This window comes from Rubrivivax soli, assembly GCF_049810355.1.
Classification (GTDB): domain Bacteria; phylum Pseudomonadota; class Gammaproteobacteria; order Burkholderiales; family Burkholderiaceae_C; genus Rubrivivax.
The window spans coordinates 1,085,420-1,105,891 of sequence record NZ_CP187368.1 but is presented as its reverse complement, the minus strand read 5'-3'; the positions used below and the strand labels follow the sequence as shown (position 1 = coordinate 1,105,891).

Sequence of the window (20,472 nt, the reverse complement as noted above, 5' to 3'; positions counted from 1 at the left end):
CGGAACACATCTCCATGCCCAAGCGTTCAGACCTCCAGAGCATCCTCATCATCGGCGCCGGCCCGATCATCATCGGCCAGGCCTGCGAGTTCGACTACTCGGGCGCCCAGGCCTGCAAGGCGCTGCGCGAGGAAGGCTTCAAGGTCATCCTCGTCAACAGCAACCCGGCGACCATCATGACCGACCCGGAGATGGCCGATGTGACCTACATCGAGCCCATCACCTGGCAGGTGGTCGAGAAGATCATCGAGAAGGAGCGCCCCGACGCGATCCTGCCCACCATGGGCGGCCAGACCGCGCTGAACTGCGCGCTCGACCTGCACCGCCACGGCGTGCTGGCGAAGTACGGCGTCGAGATGATCGGCGCCAACGAGCACGCGATCGAGAAGGCCGAAGACCGCATGAAGTTCAAGGACGCGATGACGTCCATCGGCCTGGACTCGGCCAAGAGCGGCATCGCGCACAGCATGGACGAGGCGCTGGCGGTGCAGAAGCGCATCCAGGCCGAGATCGGCGGCACCGGCTTCCCGATGGTCATCCGCCCCAGCTTCACGATGGGCGGCACCGGTGGCGGCATCGCCTACAACCCCGAAGAATTCGAAGAGATCTGCAAGCGCGGCCTGGACCTCAGCCCCACCAAGGAACTGCTGATCGAGGAAAGCCTGATCGGCTGGAAAGAGTACGAGATGGAGGTCGTGCGCGACCGCGCCGACAACTGCATCATCGTCTGCAGCATCGAGAACCTGGACCCGATGGGCATCCACACCGGGGACAGCATCACCGTGGCACCGGCGCAGACGCTGACCGACAAGGAATACCAGCTGATGCGCAATGCGTCGATCGCGATCCTGCGCGAGATCGGCGTCGACACCGGCGGCTCCAACGTGCAGTTCTCGGTGAACCCGCAGAACGGGCGCCTGATCGTCATCGAAATGAACCCGCGCGTGTCGCGCTCGTCGGCGCTGGCGTCCAAGGCCACGGGCTTCCCGATCGCCAAGGTCGCGGCCAAGCTGGCCGTGGGCTACACGCTCGATGAGCTGAAGAACGACATCACCGGCGGTGCCACGCCGGCGAGCTTCGAACCCAGCATCGACTACGTGGTGACGAAGATCCCGCGCTTTGCGTTCGAGAAGTTCCCGGCCGCCGACCCGCACCTGACGACGCAGATGAAGAGCGTGGGCGAGGTGATGGCGATGGGCCGCACCTTCCAGGAGAGCTTCCAGAAGGCCTTGCGCGGCCTGGAGACCGGCATCGACGGGCTGACCGAGCGCACCGCCTGCACCGACGACGACCGCGACGAGATCGTCGACGAGATCGGCAATGCCGGCCCCGAGCGCATCCTGTTCGTGGGCGACGCCTTCCGCATCGGCATGTCGCTCGACGAGATCCACGAAGAGACGGCCATCGACCCCTGGTTCCTGGCGCAGATCGAGGACCTCGTGCGTACCGAGCAGCAGGTGGCTGCGCGCACGCTCGAGAGCCTGACCGCCGACGAACTGCGCTTCCTGAAGAAGAAGGGCTTCTCCGACCGCCGCCTGGCCAAGCTCCTGAAGACCCACCAGCACGCGGTGCGCGCTGCGCGCCACGCTGCCGGCGTGCGCCCGGTCTACAAGCGTGTGGACACCTGCGCCGCCGAGTTCGCGACGCAGACCGCCTACATGTACTCGGCCTACGAGAACGCCGACGGCGAGTGCGAGGCCGCGCCGAGCAACAAGAAGAAGATCATGGTGCTCGGTGGCGGCCCGAACCGCATCGGCCAGGGCATCGAGTTCGACTACTGCTGCGTGCACGCGGCGCTGGCGATGCGCGAGGACGGGTACGAGACCATCATGGTCAACTGCAACCCGGAAACCGTCTCCACCGACTACGACACCTCCGACCGCCTGTACTTCGAGCCGGTGACGCTGGAGGACGTGCTGGAGATCGTCGACAAGGAGAAGCCGCTCGGCGTGATCGTGCAGTACGGCGGCCAGACGCCGCTGAAGCTGGCGCTGGACCTCGAGCGTGCCGGCGTGCCGATCATCGGCACCAGCCCCGACAGCATCGACATCGCCGAAGACCGCGAGCGCTTCCAGAAGCTGCTGCACGAACTCGGCCTGAAGCAGCCGCCCAACCGGACGGCCCGCACCGAAGAGCAGGCGCTGGCGCTGGCCCACGAGATCGGCTACCCGCTGGTGGTGCGCCCGAGCTACGTGCTGGGCGGCCGCGCGATGGAGATCGTGCACGGCGACAAGGACCTCGAACGCTACATGCGCGAGGCCGTGAAGGTCAGCGAGAAGAGCCCGGTGCTGCTGGACCGCTTCCTCGACAACGCCATCGAGGTCGACGTCGACTGCATCAGCGACGGCACCGAGGTGATGATCGGCGGCATCATGGAACACGTGGAAGCCGCCGGCATCCACAGCGGCGACTCGGCCTGCGCGCTGCCGCCGTACACGCTGCCGAAGGCGCTGCAGGACGAGATGCGCCGCCAGGCCACCGCGATGGCCCGGGCGCTGAACGTGGTGGGCCTGATGAACACGCAGTTCGCGGTGCAGGGCGAGGGCGCCGACGCCGTGGTGTACGTGCTGGAAGTGAACCCGCGTGCCTCGCGCACCGTGCCCTTCGTCAGCAAGGCCACGGGCCAGCCGCTGGCGAAGATCGCGGCGCGCTGCATGGCCGGCCAGAAGCTGGCCGACCAGCGCGGTGCCGACGGCAAGCCGCCTGCGGAGGTGGTGCCGCCGTACTTCAGCATCAAGGAGGCGGTGTTCCCGTTCAACAAGTTCCCGGGTGTCGACCCGATCCTCGGCCCCGAGATGCGCAGCACCGGCGAAGTGATGGGCGTGGGCCGCACCTTCGGCGAGGCGATGCTGAAGAGCCAGCTCGGCGCCGGCTCGCGCCTGCCCGACAAGGGCACGGTCGTCATCACCGTCAAGAACAAGGACAAGACGCGCGCCGTGGCCGTGGCGGCGGACCTCGTGGCGCTGGGATTCCAGGTTGTCGCCACCAAGGGCACGGCCGCGGCGATCGCGGCGGCCGGGCTGCCGGTACGGCAGGTGAACAAGGTCAAGGACGGCCGCCCGCACATCGCCGACATGGTGAAGGCCGGCGAGATCCAGCTGGTGTTCACCACGGTGGACGAGACGCGCACGGCGATCGCCGATTCGCGCTACATCCGCACGGCGTCGCTGGCCAACCGGGTGACCTACTACACGACGATGGCGGGCAGCGAGGCGGCCACCGAAGCGCTGAAGCACCAGGACGACCTGACCGTGGTTTCCCTGCAGGAGCTGCACGCCGAACTGGCTTAAACTCGCACGTACACCGTCCGCCGCAGGCGGCCCTTCATGGGGCTCCCTGCGGCGGATTCACTTTGTTCGAACGGAATCTGTCCCATGGCCACCATCCCCCTGACCCGGCGCGGCGCCGAGAAGCTGAAGGAAGAACTGCACCGTCTCAAGACGGTGGAACGCCATGCCGTGATCCAGGCCATTGCCGAGGCGCGCGCCCAGGGCGACCTCTCGGAGAACGCCGAGTATGAAGCCGCGAAGGACAAGCAGGGCTTCATCGAAGGCCGCATCCAGGAACTCGAGGGCAAGCTGGCGGCCGCGCAGCTGATCGACCCGGCTGCGCTGGACGCCGGCGGCAAGGTGGTCTTCGGCGCCACGGTCGACCTGGAGGACGAGGACTCGGGCGCCAAGGCCACGTACCAGATCGTCGGCGACGACGAGGCCGACCTGAAGCAGGGACTGATCTCGATCAGCAGCCCGATCGCGCGGGCGCTGATCGGCAAGGAGGCCGGCGACGTGGCCGAGGTGCAGGCACCCGGCGGCCTGAAGCACTGGGAGATCGTCGAGGTCCGGTACGTCTGAGGTCGCCCGTGACGGCACTCGACCGCTGGCGGCGCCTGCTGCCCGCCTTGTGGGCAGGCTGGCTGCTGTGCGTGGCCGGCCTGGCGACGCCGGCCCCGTTCGCGACGCTGGTGCAGACGGATGCCGGCCGCGTGGTCGCGCGCATGCTGGCGCAGGAAGCCGGCAGCGCGCTGTTCTTCGGTGGCGTGCTGCTGCTGCTGGCGCGCGTGGCCGCTCGGCGCGGCGGCGGGCCGCAGTTCAGCGTCGACATGGGGCTGGCGCTGGGCGCCATCGTCTGCACGGTAGCCGGCTACTACGCCGTGCAGCCGATGATGGTGGCGGCGCGGGCCGGGCAGGGCGCGCTCAGCTTCGGGCAGCTGCACGCCGTGAGCGCGGCGTTCTACCTCGTGAAGCTGGGTCTCGTGCTGGCACTGGCCTGGCGCGCCAGCAGGGCGCCGGTCAGTCCGCCTGCTTCTTCTTGACGCTGGTCGCGCGGGTCTTCACGCGCTTGATCTGGCCGCCCGCGGTGACCCGCTGGTTGCCGAAGACCTGGACCTTCTTCACGGTGGCGCGGTGGTTGCCGCTCTTCGAGAACGACACGATCTTCACGGTGCGCGGGCCGGCCATGCGGTCGTCGCGTTCGGCCTTTTCCTTGGGCGGAATCGGCCGCCACAGCACCAGCAGCTTGCCGATGTGCTGGATGGGCGCGGCGTCGAGCCGCTCGGCGAGGTCGGCGAGCATGGTCTCGCGCACGGCGCGGTCGTCCGAGAACACCCGCACCTTGATGAGGCCGTGCGCCTTGAGCGCGGCGTCCACTTCCTTCACCACCGCAGGTGTCAGGCCGTCGTTGCCGACAGCGACCACGGGGTCGAGGTGATGGGCGCCGGAGCGATGTTCCTTGCGTTGTGCAGGGCTGAGTTGGAGAGCGGGCATCCCCGTATTATCGACTGCCGATGAAACCGAAGAACAAACGCGTCAACCGCAACTGGTTGCACGACCACATCAACGACCCCTACGTGAAGCAGGCGCAGCGCGACGGCTACAGGGCGCGCGCGGCCTACAAGCTCAAGGAAATCGACGAAGGCCTGGGCCTGGTGAAGCCGGGGCAGGTGGTCGTCGACCTCGGGGCGACGCCCGGCGCCTGGAGCCAGTACCTGCGGCGCCGCTTCGCCCCCGAAGGTGCCGCCGCCGGTGCGCTGAACGGCACCATCATCGCGCTGGACATCCTGGACTTCGAGCCCATCGAGGGCGTGACCTTCATCCAGGGCGACTTCCGCGAAGACGCGGTGGTCGAGCAGCTGAAGGCGGCACTGGCCGGGCGGCCGGTGGACCTGGTGGTGTCGGACATGGCGCCCAACCTGTCGGGCATTCCGGCGTCGGACTCGGCCCGGGTGGGGCATCTGGTCGAACTGGCGGTGGATTTCGCGCTGACCCATCTGCGTCCCGAAGGCGCGCTGGTCTGCAAGGCCTTCCACGGCAGCGGCTATAGCCAGCTGGTGAAACTGTTCAAGGACAGTTTCCGTATCGTCAAGCCCATCAAGCCGAAAGCATCCCGCGACAAGTCGGCTGAAACCTTTCTGGTGGGGATCGGTCCGAAACGAAGTGGAACTGTCGCGAAAGTGTGAACACGCCGGCAATCACCCCGGTCATGGCAGGTTCGGCCACCCGGGTCCGGGGGCTTGACTGGACTAGAATCAACCCCAACTACCGTGGAAATCGGCGCATGCTGCGCCAGACCCGCTGAAGTATCTGGAAGAAGGAGCCGCGGTGAACAATCAATGGTTCTCCAAAGTCGCTGTTTGGTTGGTGATCGCCCTCGTGCTGTTCACCGTGTTCAAGCAGTTCGACCGCGGGGCAACGGCGGGCGGCCAGGTCGGTTACTCCGATTTCCTGGAAGAGGTGCGCAGCAAGCGCATCAAGTCGGTCACGCTGCAGGAAAGCCCGGGCGGCGGCACCGAGATCCTCGCCATCACCACCGACGACAAGCGCCTGCGCAGCACGGCGACCTACCTGGATCGCGGCCTGGTCGGTGACCTCATCGCCAACAACGTCAAGTTCGACGTCAAGCCGCGCGAGGAGCCTTCCATCCTGATGAGCATCCTCGTCAGCTGGGGGCCGATGCTGCTGCTCATCGGCGTCTGGATCTACTTCATGCGCCAGATGCAGGGCGGCGGCAAGGGCGGCGCGTTCAGTTTCGGCAAGAGCAAGGCGCGCATGCTCGACGAGGCCAACAACACGACCACCTTCGCCGATGTCGCCGGTTGCGACGAAGCCAAGGAAGAGGTGAAGGAACTCGTCGACTTCCTGAAGGACCCGCAGAAGTTCCAGAAGCTCGGCGGCCGCATTCCGCGCGGCGTGCTGCTGGTCGGCCCCCCCGGCACCGGCAAGACGCTGCTGGCGAAGGCCATCGCGGGTGAAGCCAAGGTGCCGTTCTTCAGCATCAGCGGCTCCGACTTCGTCGAGATGTTCGTCGGTGTCGGCGCGGCCCGCGTGCGCGACATGTTCGAGCAGGCGAAGAAGAGCGCGCCTTGCATCATCTTCATCGACGAGATCGACGCGGTGGGTCGCCACCGCGGTGCCGGCCTCGGCGGCGGCAACGACGAACGCGAGCAGACGCTCAACCAGATGCTGGTCGAGATGGACGGCTTCGAGACCAATCTCGGCGTCATCGTGATGGCGGCCACCAACCGGCCCGACATCCTCGACCCCGCGCTGCTGCGCCCGGGCCGCTTCGACCGCCAGGTCTACGTGACGCTGCCCGACGTGCGTGGCCGCGAGCAGATCCTCAACGTGCACATGCGCAAGGTGCCGGTGGGGCAGGACATCCGTGCCGACATCCTGGCGCGCGGCACGCCGGGCTTCAGCGGTGCCGACCTGGCCAACCTGGTCAACGAGGCCGCCTTGTTCGCCGCGCGCCGCAACGGGCGCGTGGTCGAGATGGTCGACTTCGAGAAGGCCAAAGACAAAATCATGATGGGCCCCGAGCGGAAGTCCATGGTGATGCCCGAGGAAGAGCGCAAGAACACCGCGTACCACGAGGCCGGCCACGCGCTGGTGGCGCGCCTGATGCCCAAGACCGACCCGGTGCACAAGGTCACGGTCATCCCGCGCGGCCGTGCGCTGGGCGTCACGATGCAGCTGCCCGAGGGCGACCGCTACAGCATGGACAAGGAGCGCATGCTCTCGACCATCAGCGTGCTGTTCGGTGGTCGCATCGCCGAAGAGGTGTTCATGAACCAGATGACCACCGGCGCCAGCAACGACTTCGAGCGCGCCACGGCCATCGCACGCGACATGGTCACCCGCTACGGCATGACCGACGAGCTCGGCCCGATGGTCTACGCCGAGAACGAGGGCGAAGTGTTCCTCGGCCGCAGCGTCACGAAGACCACCAGCATGTCCGAAGAGACGATGCGCAAGGTCGACAGCGTGATCCGCCGCATCATCGACGAGCAGTACACTATCGCCCGCAAGCTGATCGAGGACAACAAGGACAAGATGCACGCGATGGCCGGCGCGCTGCTCGAGTGGGAGACCATCGACGCCGAGCAGATCGACGACATCATGGGCGGCAAGCCGCCGCGTCCGCCGAAGGACTGGACCCCGTCGTCGTCCAAGCCGCCGGGCGGTTCGCCCCCGCCGGTCAGCACCGACGGCGCACCGGCTGCAGCCTGACGACGCAGCCCGGCGATCCACCCGACCAGACGGGGCCTGCGGGCCCCGTTTTCCTTTGCTGTTCCGACCGCTTGCCCCTAGGCTGAAGCCGGCACAAGCACACATTTGCGCACACTCAGGGGGCCCGCCGGCCTGGGACGGTGCCCGCTCGCAGGACAATCCGAGACCATGAGCAGAACCTATTTCGGCACCGACGGCATCCGGGGCACCGTCGGCAAGGGCGCGATCACGCCCGACTTCATGCTGCGCCTGGGCCATGCCGTGGGCCGCGTGCTGCGTCGCAGCGGACCGCGGCCGACCGTCGTCATCGGCAAGGACACCCGCATCTCGGGCTACATGATCGAGTCGGCGCTCGAGGCCGGTTTCGTCTCGGCCGGCGTCGACGTGCTGCTGGCGGGCCCGCTGCCCACGCCGGGCGTGGCCTACCTCACGCGGGCGCTGCGGCTGGACCTGGGCGTCGTGATCAGCGCGTCGCACAACCCGTTCGCCGACAACGGCGTCAAGTTCTTCTCTGCCGGCGGCGAAAAGCTGCCCGACGACTGGGAGCGCGATGTCGAAGCCGCGCTCGAGCAGTCGCCGCAATGGGTGGACTCCCAGTCGCTGGGCAAGGCCCGGCGCCTGGACGACGCCAGCGGCCGCTACATCGAGTTCTGCAAGAGCACGGTGCCGCACAGCCTGTCGCTGCGCGGTCTGAAGATCGTCATCGACGCGGCGCACGGAGCCGGCTACCACGTGGCCCCGGACGTGTTCCACGAACTGGGTGCCTCGATCGTGAAGATCGGCTGCCAGCCCGACGGCATCAACATCAACGCCGGTGTCGGCGCCACGGCGCCGGCGGCGCTGGTGGCGGCGGTGGCCGAGCACCGCGCCGACTATGGCATCGCGCTCGACGGCGACGCCGACCGGCTGCAGATCGTCGACGCCCAGGGCCGCCTGTACAACGGCGACGAGCTGCTCTATGTGATGGCCGCCGAGCGCCTGGCGCAACGCCAGCCCGTGCCGGGCGTGGTCGGAACGCTGATGACCAACATGGCGGTCGAACTGGCGTTGCGCCAGGTGGGCGTGGCCCTGGTGCGGGCCAAGGTCGGCGATCGCTACGTGCTCGAGGAACTGCTCGCGCGCGGCTGGCAGCTGGGCGGCGAAAGCTCGGGGCATCTGTTGGCGCTGGACCGCCACACCACCGGCGACGGCATCGTCAGCGCGTTGCAGATCCTGCAGGCCGTGCGCCGCAGCGGCAAGACGCTGGCCACGCTGCTGGAGGGCGTGACGCTGTACCCGCAGACCCTGCTGAACGTGCGCCTGCCGGAAGGCAGCGACTGGAAGAAGAACGCCGCGCTCGATGATGCACAGCAGAACGTGGTGCGTGAATTGGGCGAGGGCGGCCGCGTGCTGATCCGTGCATCGGGCACCGAGCCCGTCCTGCGCGTGATGGTGGAGGCGCGCGACGCCGGCCAGGGCCGGCGTTGCGCCGAGCGCCTGGCCGAAGCGGCCGTGCGCGGCTGAAGCCCCGCGCCGTCGCGGCTTCACCCTGCGCGGATGCGCAGGGGCCTGTCAGCGCTTGGGCGGCATCAGCACGCGATCGATCACGTGCACCACCCCGTTGGTGGCGGCCACGTCGGCCTGTTGCACCACGGCGTCTTCCACGGTCACGAAGCTGCCGGCGCTGCCCAGCGCCACGTTCGCGCCCTGCACGGTCTTGGCATTGCCCGTCTTCACGTTGGCGGCCAGCACCTTGCCCGGCAGCACATGGTAGGTCAGCACGCTCTTCAGCAGGTCCTTGTTGCTCGCCAGTTCCTGCATCGTCTTGGCCGGCACGGCCTTGAAGGCGTCGTCGCTCGGCGCGAACACGGTGTACGGACCGCTGCCGCGCAGCGTCTCGGCCAGGCCTGCGTCGTTGATCAGGCGGTTCAGCGTCGACAGTTGCGGCGTCCGGGCTGCGGTGTCGGTGATGGTGGCGGGCGCCGGACTGGTGGCGCAGCCCGTCAGCCAGGCCAAGCCCAGTGCCGCCGCGCTGGTGCGCAGGAAATTGTTTGTCATGGGGGGATCTCTCCGGTCGTACTGCATGCGCAGCGCCGGCCAGCGTAGGCAGCCGTTGTGACAGCGCCGTGAACCATCTGTGACGCTTGTGCGGTGCAGTCGGCGCCGGGGGTGGGTGTCACAGACACGTCACAAGCGCTTCGTACAGTCCGTTGCGTCACGAAAGCATCCCAGAAAGGCTCGTCCATGACCTTCACCTCCGCCCGCTTCGCCGCCATTGGCTTCAGCCTCGCCCTCGGCTCCACGTTTGCCCTGGCGCAAGACGTGACCGGCGCCGGCGCCTCGTTCCCCGCGCCCGTGTATGCCAAGTGGGCCGATGCCTACAACAAGGCCACCGGCGCCCGCATCAACTACCAGTCGGTCGGCTCCGGCGCCGGCATCCGCCAGATCAAGGGCAAGACCGTCGACTTTGGCGCCAGCGACGCGCCGCTGACCGATGCCGACCTCGCCAAGGACGGTCTGATCCAGTTTCCCACCGTCATCGGTGGTGTCGTGCCCGTGGTCAACATCAAGGGCATCACCCCGGGCCAGATCAAGATGACCGGCCAGGTGCTGGGTGACATCTACCTGGGCAAGATCACGAAGTGGAACGACGCCGCGCTGACGGCGCTGAACCCCGGCGTGCCGCTGCCGGACGCCGCCATCGCCGTGGTCCGCCGCGCCGACGGCTCGGGCACCAGCTTCCTGTTCACGAACTACCTGTCGAAGGTCAACGCCGAGTGGAAGACCAAGGTCGGCGAAGGCACGGCCGTCAACTGGCCGACCGGCGCCGGCGGCAAGGGCAACGAAGGCGTGTCGGCCTTCGTCTCGCGCCTGCCGAACTCGATCGGCTACGTCGAGTACGCCTACGCCAAGCAGAACAAGATGTCGCACGTGATGCTGCGCAACCAGGCCGGCTCCTACGTCGCGCCCGACGACACGGCGTTCAAGGCCGCTGCCGCCGGTGCCGAATGGGCCAAGAGCTTCTACCAGGTGCTGACCGAGCAGCCGGGCAAGGACAGCTGGCCGATCACGGGTGCCACCTTCATCCTGATGCACAAGGCGCAGGAGAAGCCGGTGAACGCCACCAACGCGCTGAAGTTCTTCGACTGGGCCTACGTCAACGGCGACAAGATGGCCGACGAGCTGGACTACGTGCCGCTGCCGGCTTCGGTGAAGGACCTGGTGCGCAAGCAGTGGGCCGACAACCTCAAGGACGCCGCCGGCAAGGCCATCGCGTTCAAGTGACCGCCTGAGACGTCGATCCCCGGGCCGCCCCGATCCTGCATCGGCGCGGCCCGCACCTTCAGAGGCAAGCATGGCCGCTACACTGCCCGCCACCCCGTACGACGAGAAGAGCAACATGGAGCGAGCGGCCCCGCATGGCGAGCCTCCGCCCCGGCGCCGCAATGCGCCCTGGGCAGACGGCGTCTTTTCCTTCGTGACCCACGGCGCCGCCTGGCTGACGCTGGCACTGCTGGTGGGCATCATCGTCTCGCTGTTCATCGGCGCGGCCCCCGCCATCCAGGAATTCGGACTCGGATTCCTGTGGTCCAAGGATTGGGACCCCGTGCAGAACAAGTACGGCGGGCTGGTGATGATCTACGGCACCGTGATGACCTCGCTCATCGCGCTGCTGATCGCCGTGCCGGTGAGCTTCGGCATCGCGATCTTCCTCACCGAGCTGTCGCCGGGATGGCTGAAGCGGCCGCTGGGCGTGGCCATCGAGCTGCTGGCGGCCGTGCCGTCCATCGTCTACGGCATGTGGGGTCTGCTGGTGTTCGGCCCCATCCTCGCCACCTACGTGCAGGCGCCGCTGCAGGCGGCGTTCTCGGGCGTGCCTTACCTCAGCACGCTGTTCGCCGGTCCGCCGGTGGGCATCGGCATCCTGTCGGCCGGCATCATCCTGGCGATCATGATCATTCCCTTCATCGCGGCGACCATGCGCGACGTCTTCGACGTCACGCCGCCGATGCTGAAGGAGTCAGCCTACGGCCTGGGCGCCACCACCTGGGAGGTGGTGCGCAACGTCGTGCTGCCGTACACGAAGACCGGAGTCGTCGGCGGCATCATGCTCGGCCTGGGCCGCGCGCTGGGCGAGACGATGGCGGTCACGTTCGTGATCGGCAACTTCAACCAGCTCGACTCGCTGTCGTTGTTCGAAGCCGCCAACAGCATCACCTCCGCGCTGGCCAACGAATTCGCCGAAGCCAGCGAAGGGCTGCACCAGGCCTCGTTGATCTACCTCGGACTCATCCTCTTCATGATCACCTTCGTGGTGCTCAGCTTCTCGCGCCTGCTGCTGATGCGCCTGCGTCGCGGCGAAGGGAGCCGGACATGAGCGCAACCCCCCACAGCGGCGCCGGCTTCGGCGCGCTCGACGCCAGCCGCATGGCCATGCACCGCCGCCGCAAGGTGATGAACATGGTGGCGCTCACCCTGGCGCTCGGCGCCATGGCCTTCGGCCTGTTCTGGCTGATCTGGATCCTGATCGAGACCGTGCGCCTGGGCTTCGGCGGCCTGGCGCTGCAGGTCTTCACCGAGTCGACGCCGCCGCCGCAGGCCGAGGTGGGTGGCCTGGCGAACGCCATCGTCGGCTCGCTGATCATGGTCGGCCTGGCCACGCTGATCGGCACGCCCGTCGGCGTGCTGGCCGGCATCTACCTGTCGGAATACGGCCAGCGCTCGTGGCTGGGCCACGTCACCCAGTTCATCAACGACATCCTGCTGTCGGCGCCGTCCATCGTGATCGGCCTGTTCATCTACGCCGCGGTGGTGGCGCCGATGAAGAGCTTCTCGGCCTTCGCCGGCGTGCTGGCGCTGGCGCTGATCGTGATCCCGGTGGTGGTGCGCAGCACGGCGACGATGCTGTCGCTGATCCCGAACTCGCTGCGCGAGGCGGCCTACGCGCTGGGCACGCCCAAGTGGAAGGTGATCGCCTCGGTGACGCTGAAGGCCTCGATGGCCGGCGTGGTCACTGGCGTGCTGCTGGCGCTGGCACGCATCGCCGGCGAGACGGCGCCGCTGCTGTTCACGGCCCTGTCGAACCAGTTCTTCACCGCCAACCTGGGCGAGCCGATGGCCAGCCTGCCGGTGACGATCTTCAAGTTCGCGATGAGCCCCTACGAAAACTGGCAGAAGCTGGCTTGGGCCGGTGTCTTCCTGATCACGCTGGGCGTGCTGGCGCTGAACATCCTGGCGCGCGTGCTGTTCCGCAACAAGAACTGAACCCGGAGGCCCCTGATGGACCGCCCTGTCGACCTGCCCACCACCGAGCGCGTGAAGATCTCGGTGCGTGACCTGAACTTCTACTACGGCAGCTTCCACGCGCTCAAGCGCATCAACCTCGACATCCCCGAGCGCAAGGTCACCGCGTTCATCGGCCCGTCGGGCTGTGGCAAGAGCACGCTGCTGCGCACCTTCAACCGCATGTTCGAGCTCTACCCGGAGCAGCGCGCCGAGGGCACGATCAGCATCGACGGCGAGAACATCCTGAAGACCAAGACCGACGTCTCGCTGATCCGCGCCAAGGTCGGCATGGTGTTCCAGAAGCCGACGCCGTTCCCGATGTCGATCTACGACAACATCGCCTTCGGCGTGCGCCTGTTCGAGACGCTGCCGCGCGTGGAGATGGACGAGCGCGTGGAGTGGGCGCTGAAGAAGGCGGCGCTGTGGAACGAGGTCAAGGACAAGCTGGGGCAGAGCGGATCGGGCCTGTCCGGCGGGCAGCAGCAGCGCCTGTGCATCGCCCGCGGCATCGCGATCAAGCCCGAGGTGCTGCTGCTCGACGAGCCCTGCTCGGCGCTGGACCCGATCTCCACCGGCAAGATCGAGGAGCTCATCCACGAACTGAAGACCGACTACACGGTGATGATCGTCACCCACAACATGCAGCAGGCCGCGCGCTGCAGCGACTACACGGCCTACATGTACCTGGGTGACCTGGTCGAATTCGGTGCCACGAGCGAGCTGTTCATGAAGCCGAAGAAGAAGGACACCGAGGACTACATCACCGGGCGGTTCGGCTGAACGCCGCAGGAGCACACACCATGGTCGACAAACATCTCTCCACCCAGTTCGATGCCGAGCTGTCGGGCATCTCCAGCCGCGTGCTCGAGATGGGCGGCATCGTCGAGTCGCAGGTGGCCCAGGCCATCCAGGCGCTGCTGCAGCTGAGCCAGGAAACGGCCACGCAGGTGCTGCGCCAGGAAGAGCGCGTGAACCAGATGGAAGTCGAGATCGACCGCGATCTCTCGGCCATCATCGCGCGCCGCCAGCCCACCGCGCGCGACCTGCGGCTGCTGATCGCAGTGAGCCGCACCATCGCCAACCTCGAACGTGTCGGCGACGAGGCCGCGCGCATCGCGCGCACGGTGCAGCGGCTCATCAGCACCGGCGTCTCCAGCCGCCTGCCGCTGGCCGACCTGGGCTTCGAGTCCGACCTGGCCATCCAGCAGCTGCGCAAGGCGCTCGACGCCTTCGCGCGGCTCGACACCGCCAAGGCGCTGGAAGTGCTGAAGCAGGACGACCAGATCGACCAGGAGTTCGACGGCCTGCTGCGCAAGCTGATCACGTACATGATGGAAGATCCGCGCACGATCTCGTCGAGCATCGACCTCGTGTTCGTCGCCAAGGCCATCGAACGCGTGGGCGACCACGCGAAGAACCTGGCCGAAGCCATCATCTACGTCGTCAAGGGCACCGACGTGCGGCACACCTCGGTGGCCGCGGTCGAGAACGTCGTCCGCTGAACCGGGAGCTGCAATGAGCAAGGTGCTCGTGGTGGAAGACGAGATGGCGATCGCCGAGCTCATCTCCATCAACCTCCGGCATGCCGGCTATGAAGTGACCATCGCCAGCACCGCCGACCAGGCGCAGATGCTGGTCGACCGTGTGCTGCCCGACCTGGTGCTGCTCGACTGGATGCTGCCCGGCGCCAGCGGCGTGCAGTTGGCCAAGCGCTGGCGCAGCGACGCGCGCACGCGCGAGCTGCCGGTCATCATGCTGACGGCACGCAACGAAGAGGCCGACAAGATCAGCGGCCTGGATGCCGGCGCCGACGACTACCTGACCAAGCCGTTCTCGACCAAGGAACTGCTGGCGCGCATGCGGGCCGTGCTGCGGCGCAAGGCGCCCGAGGCGCTGGACAGCGCCGTCGAGGTGGCCGGCCTGCGGCTGGACCCGGCGACGCGCCGCGTCACGCGCCAGCTGCCCGACGGCATGAAGGACGTGAAGATCGGCCCGACCGAGTTCCGCCTGCTGCACTTCCTGATGACGCACCCCGAGCGCGTGCACAGCCGCGCGCAACTGCTCGACAGGGTGTGGGGCGACCACGTCTTCATCGAGGAGCGCACGGTCGACGTGCACGTGAAGCGGCTGCGCGAGGCGCTGGCGCCGGTGCAGTGCGCAACGCTCATCGAGACGGTGCGCGGCGCGGGCTACCGCATGACCCAGCAGATCGGCAGCGTCGCGGCATGACCGGCGGCCCGAGGCCATGTCCTGGTTGCTGACACGCACCTTGGTGGCGATGCTGGCCGCGGTGGTCGGCGTGATGATCGGCCGCGCGATCGGCGGTACGTTCGAGGAAGGGCGGCTGGGCGGGCTGTTCGGCGGTGCGCTCAGCGTCGCGGCGGTGGTGCTCGTCGATGCCTGGCGCGGCCAGCAGCTGCTGAGCTGGCTGCGGGGTGCGCAGGACCGCGCGGCGCCGCGTGATGCCGGCTTCTGGGGCGAGCTGGGCTATCGCTTCGAACGGGCCATGCGCCTGCGCGACCAGGCCATCGTCACCGAGCGCGTGCGGCTGCAGCAGTTCCTGTCGGCGATCGAGGCCTCGCCCAACGGCGTGATGCTGCTCGACGGCGGCGACCAGATCGAGTGGTGCAACAGCGTCGCCGCCGACCACTTCGGCCTCGACCCGGTGCGCGACCGCCGCCAGCGCCTGACCAACCTCGTGCGCTCGCCGGCCTTCGTGAGCTACCTGCAGAAGGGGGAGTTCGACGAGGCCATCCAGTTCGGCGACGCGCTCGGCCGGCGCATGTTCTCGGTGCTGGTGCGGCCCTACGGCGAAGGCATGAAGCTGGTGCTCTCCAACGACGTCACCGAACGCGAGCGTGCCGATGCGATGCGGCGCGACTTCGTCGCCAACGTCTCGCACGAGATCCGCACGCCGCTGACGGTGCTGGCAGGCTTCGTCGAGACCATGAGCGACCTGCCGCTGACCGAGGTGGAACGCCGCCGCGTGCTGACGCTGATGGCGCAGCAGACCGACCGCATGCAGGCGCTCGTGGCAGACCTGCTGACACTGGCCCAGCTGGAAGGCAGCCCGCGCCCCGCGGCCGACCGCTGGGTGTCGGTGGCCGGACTGCTGCAGCGCGCCAGCGTGGATGGCGGCGCGCTGTCGGCCGGGCGCCACCAGATCACGGTGCGCGGCGGCGACGATGCCGAGATCGCAGGCAGCGACACCGAACTGCTCAGCGCGGTGGCCAACCTGGTGAACAACGCCGTGCGCTACACGCCCGAGGGCGGCCGCATCGAGCTGCGCTGGCAATGGCGCGAAGACGGCGGCGCCGACATCGACGTCAGCGACACCGGGCCCGGCATCGCGCGCGAGCACCTGGGACGGCTCACGGAGCGCTTCTACCGCGTCGACGGCAGCCGGTCGCGCGACACCGGCGGCACCGGTCTGGGCCTGTCCATCGTGAAGCACGTGGCGCAGCGCCACGGTGGCGAGATCGACGTGCACAGCGAGGTGGGCAAGGGATCGCGCTTCCGCCTGCGCTTCCCCGCCGCGCGCGTGCGTCAGCGCGGCGCCGACGCGCCCGCCGCCGAGGCCGCCTCGGGTGCGATGGCCTGACGGCGGTAGATCGCCGTCAGCTCGTTGCGGTCGCTGGGCCGCTGCACCGCGGCCACCAGCGCCCATCCCGGCCGCGCCGGTGGTGCCACCCGGCTGCGCGTGGTCTGCACGCTGAATTCGCAGCTGCCGGTGTCGGCGTCGGGCCGGGCCTCGACGCGGTAGCCGCCGAAGACCTCGAGGGCCGCCACCAGCACCGGGCTGCCCGATGGCGCCGCGACGCAGGCGTCGCGCGGCACGTGCTCGGCCACCCGCTGCACCAGCGTGCGGGCACTGCGCGCGTAGTCCAGCGCCGGCAGCCACAGCGTCATCAGCAGCAGCCAGCACAGCGCGACGCCGCCCGACGGCAGCACCATGCTCTTCCACACCGCCTCGCGGTGGCGGCCGGTGCGCCAGCGCACCAGCCACAGCCAGGCCAGCGTGGCCAGCAGCGCCAGCAGCAGCTCGATGGGCTGGAACTCGGCCACGTAGCCGGGCAGCAGCCGTGCCACGTTGGCGGCGGGCTTGGCCGGCACGCCGGTGTGCATCGCGGCATAGATGACCCAGATGGCCACTGCGCAGATGCTGAAGAAGAACATCGAGAACCAGTCGATGGCGGCCGCGGTGCTGCGCTTGAGCGTGGGCAGCGCGAAGGCCGCCAGCACGGCCATGCCGGGCAGGGCCAGCATCAGGGCGCGGTCGGACCCGAGCATCGCGATGTTCGACACCATGGCCACCAGCACCGTGACCAGCGGCACCGACAGGTGGCGGAACAGCAGCTGGCGCCGCCATTGCCACAGGGTCCACAGTGCCAGCGGCCAGGCCGGCCACAGGAACCAGGCCCACTGCCGCGCGATCGACAGCAGGTCGCCGCTGCCCGGCACCGCGGTGCGCAGGCGCCACGCACCGAGCGCGGTGGCGATCAGCGCCGCCAGCAAGGTGGCCGCCAGCAGCCAGGGCACGAGCCGCCGCACCTCGGGGTAGCGCGAGCGCCAGCAGACCAGGCTGCCGGCCAGTCCGGCCGCCACCGCCATGCTGGGCGCGCCGCTGCCGGCCAGCACCGCCAGGGCCGCCAGGGCGGCCACGCGCGGTTGCCAGTGGCGGAAAGGCGCCATCGCCAGTGCCAGCATCAGCAGCCCCACGCCGAAGAGCTGGCCGAGCTCGGGCGTGGTCTCGTGGCCCAGCTGCAGCAGGCCGAGCGTGGCGATCAGGGCCAGCAGCGCGCCGTCGGCCATCGCGCGCGCGTAGTCCACCGGGTTGGCCTCGCCGCCGAAGGCGAAGGCCACCGGCTGGGCGGCCTCGGTGCGCGCCAGGTAGTAGGTGGTGCTCCACACCAGGGCCAGCGTCAGCGCCAGCAGCAGCGCGAACGGCAGCCGTGCCGCCACGTCGGCCGGCACCAGCGGCGTCAGCAGCGCGATGCAGGCCGCGCCCAGCCATTGCGGCAGCAGCGCGGTGTCGGCCGCCACGCCGCCGAGCATCGGCGACAGCCACGGGCTGCGGCCCTCGGCGATGGAGACCATCTGGCCGAAGGCCACCAGGTCGGCGGTGCGCCAGGGATCGCGGTCGAAGACGCCCGGCAGCACGTACGCGGCGCAGAACAGCAGCAGCGCCAGCCGCGGCAGGCGGCGGGCGCCGCGGTGCGTGACGAGGGCAGGGGTGGGACTCACGGGGTCTGGATGATGCCCGAGCGGCGCATGAAAAAAGGCAGCCTCGGCTGCCTTCTCGGTGCGTGGAACGCGGCCTGCGGAATCAGGCTTGCGTCTCCGGCGCGGGGGTCGACGACTTCTTCAGGCCGACGCGCGCAAACTTGTTGCGGAACTTCTCGACGCGACCGCCCAGGTTGTCGATGCTCTTCTGCGTGCCGGTGTAGAACGGGTGCGTCTCGCTGGTGGTTTCCAGCTTCACGAGCGGCAGCTCGCGGCCGTCTTCCAGCTTGATCATTTCCTTCGTCTGCACGCACGAGCGCGTGACGAACTTGAAGCCGTTGCCCAGGTCCTGGAACACGACCTCGCGGTAGTTCGGGTGAATGCCTTCTTTCATGGGTGCCTCTGCAGTGGTTCGGGAGCCACGTTGGCGACGTCTTGCACGGACGCCAGCGCACTTTCCGGTTGGCGGAAAAACCGCGAAGTATAGCCGACGCGCGCGGGGCTCAGCCGCCGCGGCGCATCATGTCGAAGAAGTCGAGGTTGTTCTTGCTGGACTTCATCTTGTCGAGGATGAACTCCATCGCCTCGATCTCGTCCATGTTGTAGAGCAGCTTGCGCAGGATCCAGGTCTTCTGCAGGATCTCTGGCTTGAGCAGCAGTTCCTCGCGGCGCGTGCCCGACTTGTTGATGAGGATCGACGGGTACACGCGCTTCTCGGCCATGCGGCGGTCGAGGTGGATCTCGCAGTTGCCCGTGCCCTTGAACTCTTCGTAGATGACCTCGTCCATGCGGCTGCCGGTGTCGATCAGCGCGGTGCCGATGATCGTCAGCGAGCCGCCTTCCTCCACCTTGCGCGCGGCGCCGAAGAAGCGCTTCGGGCGCTGCAGCGCGTTGGCGTCGACGCCGCCGGTGAGCACCTTGCCGCTGGACGGCAGCACGTTGTTGTAGGCACGGGCCAGGCGGGTGATGCTGTCGAGCAGGATCACCACGTCCTTCCTCATCTCGACCAGGCGCTTGGCGCGCTCGATCACCATCTCGGCCACCTGCACGTGGCGGGCGGCGGGCTCGTCGAAGGTGGAGCTGATGACCTCGCCGCGCACGGTGCGCAGCATCTCGGTCACTTCCTCGGGGCGCTCATCCACCAGCAGCACGATCAGGTGCACTTCCGGGTGGTTGGCCACGATCGCGTGGGCCAGGTGCTGCATCATGACCGTCTTGCCGGTCTTGGGCTGGGCCACCAGCAGCGCGCGCTGGCCTTTGCCGATGGGCGCGATGAGGTCGATGATGCGCGAGGTGATGTTCTCCTCGCCCTTGATGTCGCGCTCGAGCTTGAACTGCTCCTTGGGAAACAAGGGCGTCAGGTTCTCGAACATGATCTTGTGCTTGTTCTCCTCGGGCGTGACGCCGTTCACGCGGTCGACCTTGACCAGCGCGAAGTAGCGTTCACCGTCCTTGGGCACCCGCACTTCGCCTTCGACCAGGTCGCCGGTGTGCAGGTTGAAGCGCCGGATCTGGCTCGGGCTCAGGTAGATGTCGTCGGTCGACGCCATGTAGCTGGCCTCGATGCTGCGCAGGAAGCCGAAGCCGTCGGGCAGCACTTCGAGAACGCCGTCGCCGAAGACCTGTTCACCGGCCTTGGCGCGCTTCTTCATGATCGCGAACATCAACTCCTGCTTGCGCAGTCGGGCGACGTTCTCGATCTCCAGCGCCTCGCCCATCTTGATGAGCTCGGAGACGTGCTGGGCTTTCAGTTCGGACAGATGCATGGGTCGTGACCCTCGTCACGGCGCCGCCGATGCGCCTGATGGCAGGCGCGCCGAGGGACGCTGGCGGGAATTTGGGTTGGGAGCCGATGCCACGCGCCACCGTTGCTGGTGGCCTGGGTCAGCGCCGCGGCTGTCTGGTCGACGGCTGCGGGGCGTGGTGGCGGACCGTCTGGCGCCCGGGATGCGAGCGCCAGCGGTGCAGATTATAGATGACCGTCGAGGAAGGCCGTCAATTGCGCTTTCGACAGCGCGCCGACCTTCGTGGCGGCGAGCTCGCCGCCCTTGAACAGCATCAGCGTGGGAATGCCGCGGATGCCGAACTTCGCCGGCACGTCGCGGTTCTCGTCGACGTTCATCTTCGCGATCTGCAGACGGCCGTCGTAGTCCTTCGACACCTCGTCGAGGATGGGGGCGATCATCTTGCACGGGCCGCACCACTCGGCCCAGTAGTCGACCAGCACCGGCTTGTCCGACTGCAGCACGTCGCTGCCGAAGGAGTCGTCGGTGACGTGCTTGATCAATTCGCTGCTCATGTCAACATTCTCCGGGGCCCGCAGGCGGTGATGTTCCGCAACGGCGGAACGACCCGAATTTTGGCACAAAGCCTCGTCAGCCGCCCCGCACGGCACCGCTCGGCTGCGCTATGGCGGCGATAGCGACGACCCGGCTCCTGCCCGGTCGTCGCGGCGGTGCAGACGCATCTGCCGAACGTG

General features: G+C 68.1%; 19 protein-coding genes. 13 read left to right on the top strand and 6 right to left on the bottom strand.

Annotated features, from left to right (window positions below):
- The first annotated feature begins 14 nt into the window (after positions 1-14).
- The 3 genes from carB (at position 15) to ACPOLB_RS04855 (ending at position 4,312) form a co-directional block, all read left to right on the top strand.
- On the top strand, positions 15-3,290 hold the full coding sequence (carB, locus tag ACPOLB_RS04865; protein WP_425260184.1) for a carbamoyl-phosphate synthase large subunit: 3,276 nt from the start codon (positions 15-17) through the stop codon (positions 3,288-3,290).
- 84 nt (positions 3,291-3,374) lie between these two features.
- On the top strand, positions 3,375-3,851 hold the full coding sequence (gene greA, locus ACPOLB_RS04860) for a transcription elongation factor GreA (RefSeq protein WP_425260183.1): 477 nt from the start codon (positions 3,375-3,377) through the stop codon (positions 3,849-3,851).
- Positions 3,852-3,859: 8 nt separating this feature from the next.
- Entirely contained in the window at positions 3,860-4,312 is a 453-nt protein-coding gene (locus tag ACPOLB_RS04855) for a DUF4149 domain-containing protein (RefSeq protein ID WP_425260182.1), read from the top strand.
- Here the strand turns inward: ACPOLB_RS04855 and ACPOLB_RS04850 are convergent.
- Positions 4,290-4,763, bottom strand: coding sequence for a YhbY family RNA-binding protein (locus ACPOLB_RS04850; RefSeq protein WP_425260181.1), 474 nt, complete (start codon positions 4,761-4,763; stop codon positions 4,290-4,292). The two genes, ACPOLB_RS04855 and ACPOLB_RS04850, sit on opposite strands and share 23 nt — an antisense overlap.
- Before the next feature lie 20 nt (positions 4,764-4,783).
- On the opposite strand from ACPOLB_RS04850, the gene ACPOLB_RS04845 reads away from it, so the two are divergent.
- The 3 genes from ACPOLB_RS04845 (at position 4,784) to glmM (ending at position 9,008) form a co-directional block, all read left to right on the top strand.
- Positions 4,784-5,455, top strand: coding sequence for an RlmE family RNA methyltransferase (locus tag ACPOLB_RS04845; RefSeq protein WP_425260180.1), 672 nt, complete (start codon positions 4,784-4,786; stop codon positions 5,453-5,455).
- A gap of 142 nt (positions 5,456-5,597) precedes the next feature.
- Entirely contained in the window at positions 5,598-7,505 is a 1,908-nt protein-coding gene (ftsH, locus tag ACPOLB_RS04840) for an ATP-dependent zinc metalloprotease FtsH (RefSeq protein ID WP_425260179.1), read from the top strand.
- A gap of 168 nt (positions 7,506-7,673) precedes the next feature.
- Positions 7,674-9,008, top strand: coding sequence for a phosphoglucosamine mutase (gene glmM / locus ACPOLB_RS04835; protein WP_425260178.1), 1,335 nt, complete (start codon positions 7,674-7,676; stop codon positions 9,006-9,008).
- A 48-nt stretch (positions 9,009-9,056) separates the two neighbouring features.
- Here the strand turns inward: glmM and ACPOLB_RS04830 are convergent, their stop codons facing one another.
- Complete coding sequence (locus tag ACPOLB_RS04830; RefSeq protein WP_425260177.1) at positions 9,057-9,542, bottom strand: fasciclin domain-containing protein; 486 nt, start codon at positions 9,540-9,542, stop codon at positions 9,057-9,059.
- Between the two features lie 186 nt (positions 9,543-9,728).
- Between ACPOLB_RS04830 and pstS the strand changes: the two genes are divergently transcribed.
- The 7 genes from pstS to phoR all read left to right on the top strand — a co-directional run bounded on the left by pstS (position 9,729) and on the right by phoR (position 16,371).
- Entirely contained in the window at positions 9,729-10,769 is a 1,041-nt protein-coding gene (gene pstS / locus ACPOLB_RS04825) for a phosphate ABC transporter substrate-binding protein PstS (protein WP_425260176.1), read from the top strand.
- A gap of 70 nt (positions 10,770-10,839) precedes the next feature.
- Entirely contained in the window at positions 10,840-11,862 is a 1,023-nt protein-coding gene (gene pstC / locus ACPOLB_RS04820) for a phosphate ABC transporter permease subunit PstC (protein WP_425260175.1), read from the top strand.
- Positions 11,859-12,749, top strand: coding sequence for a phosphate ABC transporter permease PstA (gene pstA / locus ACPOLB_RS04815; RefSeq protein ID WP_425260173.1), 891 nt, complete (start codon positions 11,859-11,861; stop codon positions 12,747-12,749). Before pstC ends, pstA begins: the two co-directional genes overlap by 4 nt.
- A 15-nt stretch (positions 12,750-12,764) precedes the next feature.
- Entirely contained in the window at positions 12,765-13,550 is a 786-nt protein-coding gene (gene pstB / locus ACPOLB_RS04810; RefSeq protein ID WP_425260172.1) for a phosphate ABC transporter ATP-binding protein PstB, read from the top strand.
- A 20-nt stretch (positions 13,551-13,570) separates the two neighbouring features.
- Complete coding sequence (gene phoU, locus ACPOLB_RS04805; RefSeq protein ID WP_425260170.1) at positions 13,571-14,272, top strand: phosphate signaling complex protein PhoU; 702 nt, start codon at positions 13,571-13,573, stop codon at positions 14,270-14,272.
- 13 nt (positions 14,273-14,285) lie between these two features.
- Complete coding sequence (gene phoB, locus ACPOLB_RS04800) at positions 14,286-14,999, top strand: phosphate regulon transcriptional regulator PhoB (protein ID WP_425260169.1); 714 nt, start codon at positions 14,286-14,288, stop codon at positions 14,997-14,999.
- Positions 15,000-15,015: 16 nt separating this feature from the next.
- Positions 15,016-16,371: a phosphate regulon sensor histidine kinase PhoR gene (gene phoR, locus ACPOLB_RS04795; RefSeq protein WP_425260168.1), complete on the top strand. Its 1,356-nt coding sequence runs from the start codon at positions 15,016-15,018 to the stop codon at positions 16,369-16,371.
- Here the strand turns inward: phoR and ACPOLB_RS04790 are convergent.
- The 4 genes from ACPOLB_RS04790 to trxA form a co-directional block, all read right to left on the bottom strand.
- Positions 16,317-18,014, bottom strand: coding sequence for a hypothetical protein (locus ACPOLB_RS04790; RefSeq protein WP_425260167.1), 1,698 nt, complete (start codon positions 18,012-18,014; stop codon positions 16,317-16,319). The two genes, phoR and ACPOLB_RS04790, sit on opposite strands and share 55 nt — an antisense overlap.
- An 82-nt stretch (positions 18,015-18,096) precedes the next feature.
- A complete protein-coding gene (locus tag ACPOLB_RS04785) occupies positions 18,097-18,387 on the bottom strand; it encodes a type B 50S ribosomal protein L31 (protein WP_425260166.1) in 291 nt (96 codons plus the stop codon).
- A gap of 109 nt (positions 18,388-18,496) precedes the next feature.
- Positions 18,497-19,759 carry a transcription termination factor Rho gene (gene rho, locus ACPOLB_RS04780; protein ID WP_425260165.1) on the bottom strand — a complete coding sequence of 421 codons (1,263 nt, stop codon included), beginning with the start codon at positions 19,757-19,759 and terminating at the stop codon, positions 18,497-18,499.
- Positions 19,760-19,962: 203 nt separating this feature from the next.
- Positions 19,963-20,292, bottom strand: a complete 330-nt coding sequence (gene trxA / locus ACPOLB_RS04775; RefSeq protein ID WP_425260164.1) for a thioredoxin TrxA — start codon at positions 20,290-20,292, stop codon at positions 19,963-19,965.
- Positions 20,293-20,472 lie beyond the last annotated feature (180 nt).

Excerpts from the sequence above, each read along its gene's own strand:
- carB (WP_425260184.1), top strand. The coding sequence starts at position 15 with ATGCCCAAGCGTTCAGACCTCCAGAGCATCCTCATCATCGGCGCCGGC.
- greA (WP_425260183.1), top strand. The coding sequence starts at position 3,375 with ATGGCCACCATCCCCCTGACCCGGCGCGGCGCCGAGAAGCTGAAGGAA.
- ACPOLB_RS04850 (WP_425260181.1), bottom strand. The coding sequence starts at position 4,763 with ATGCCCGCTCTCCAACTCAGCCCTGCACAACGCAAGGAACATCGCTCC.
- ACPOLB_RS04845 (WP_425260180.1), top strand. The coding sequence starts at position 4,784 with ATGAAACCGAAGAACAAACGCGTCAACCGCAACTGGTTGCACGACCAC.
- glmM (WP_425260178.1), top strand. The coding sequence starts at position 7,674 with ATGAGCAGAACCTATTTCGGCACCGACGGCATCCGGGGCACCGTCGGC.
- ACPOLB_RS04830 (WP_425260177.1), bottom strand. The coding sequence starts at position 9,542 with ATGACAAACAATTTCCTGCGCACCAGCGCGGCGGCACTGGGCTTGGCC.
- pstS (WP_425260176.1), top strand. The coding sequence starts at position 9,729 with ATGACCTTCACCTCCGCCCGCTTCGCCGCCATTGGCTTCAGCCTCGCC.
- pstC (WP_425260175.1), top strand. The coding sequence starts at position 10,840 with ATGGCCGCTACACTGCCCGCCACCCCGTACGACGAGAAGAGCAACATG.
- pstA (WP_425260173.1), top strand. The coding sequence starts at position 11,859 with ATGAGCGCAACCCCCCACAGCGGCGCCGGCTTCGGCGCGCTCGACGCC.
- pstB (WP_425260172.1), top strand. The coding sequence starts at position 12,765 with ATGGACCGCCCTGTCGACCTGCCCACCACCGAGCGCGTGAAGATCTCG.
- phoU (WP_425260170.1), top strand. The coding sequence starts at position 13,571 with ATGGTCGACAAACATCTCTCCACCCAGTTCGATGCCGAGCTGTCGGGC.
- phoB (WP_425260169.1), top strand. The coding sequence starts at position 14,286 with ATGAGCAAGGTGCTCGTGGTGGAAGACGAGATGGCGATCGCCGAGCTC.
- phoR (WP_425260168.1), top strand. The coding sequence starts at position 15,016 with ATGTCCTGGTTGCTGACACGCACCTTGGTGGCGATGCTGGCCGCGGTG.
- ACPOLB_RS04785 (WP_425260166.1), bottom strand. The coding sequence starts at position 18,387 with ATGAAAGAAGGCATTCACCCGAACTACCGCGAGGTCGTGTTCCAGGAC.
- rho (WP_425260165.1), bottom strand. The coding sequence starts at position 19,759 with ATGCATCTGTCCGAACTGAAAGCCCAGCACGTCTCCGAGCTCATCAAG.
- trxA (WP_425260164.1), bottom strand. The coding sequence starts at position 20,292 with ATGAGCAGCGAATTGATCAAGCACGTCACCGACGACTCCTTCGGCAGC.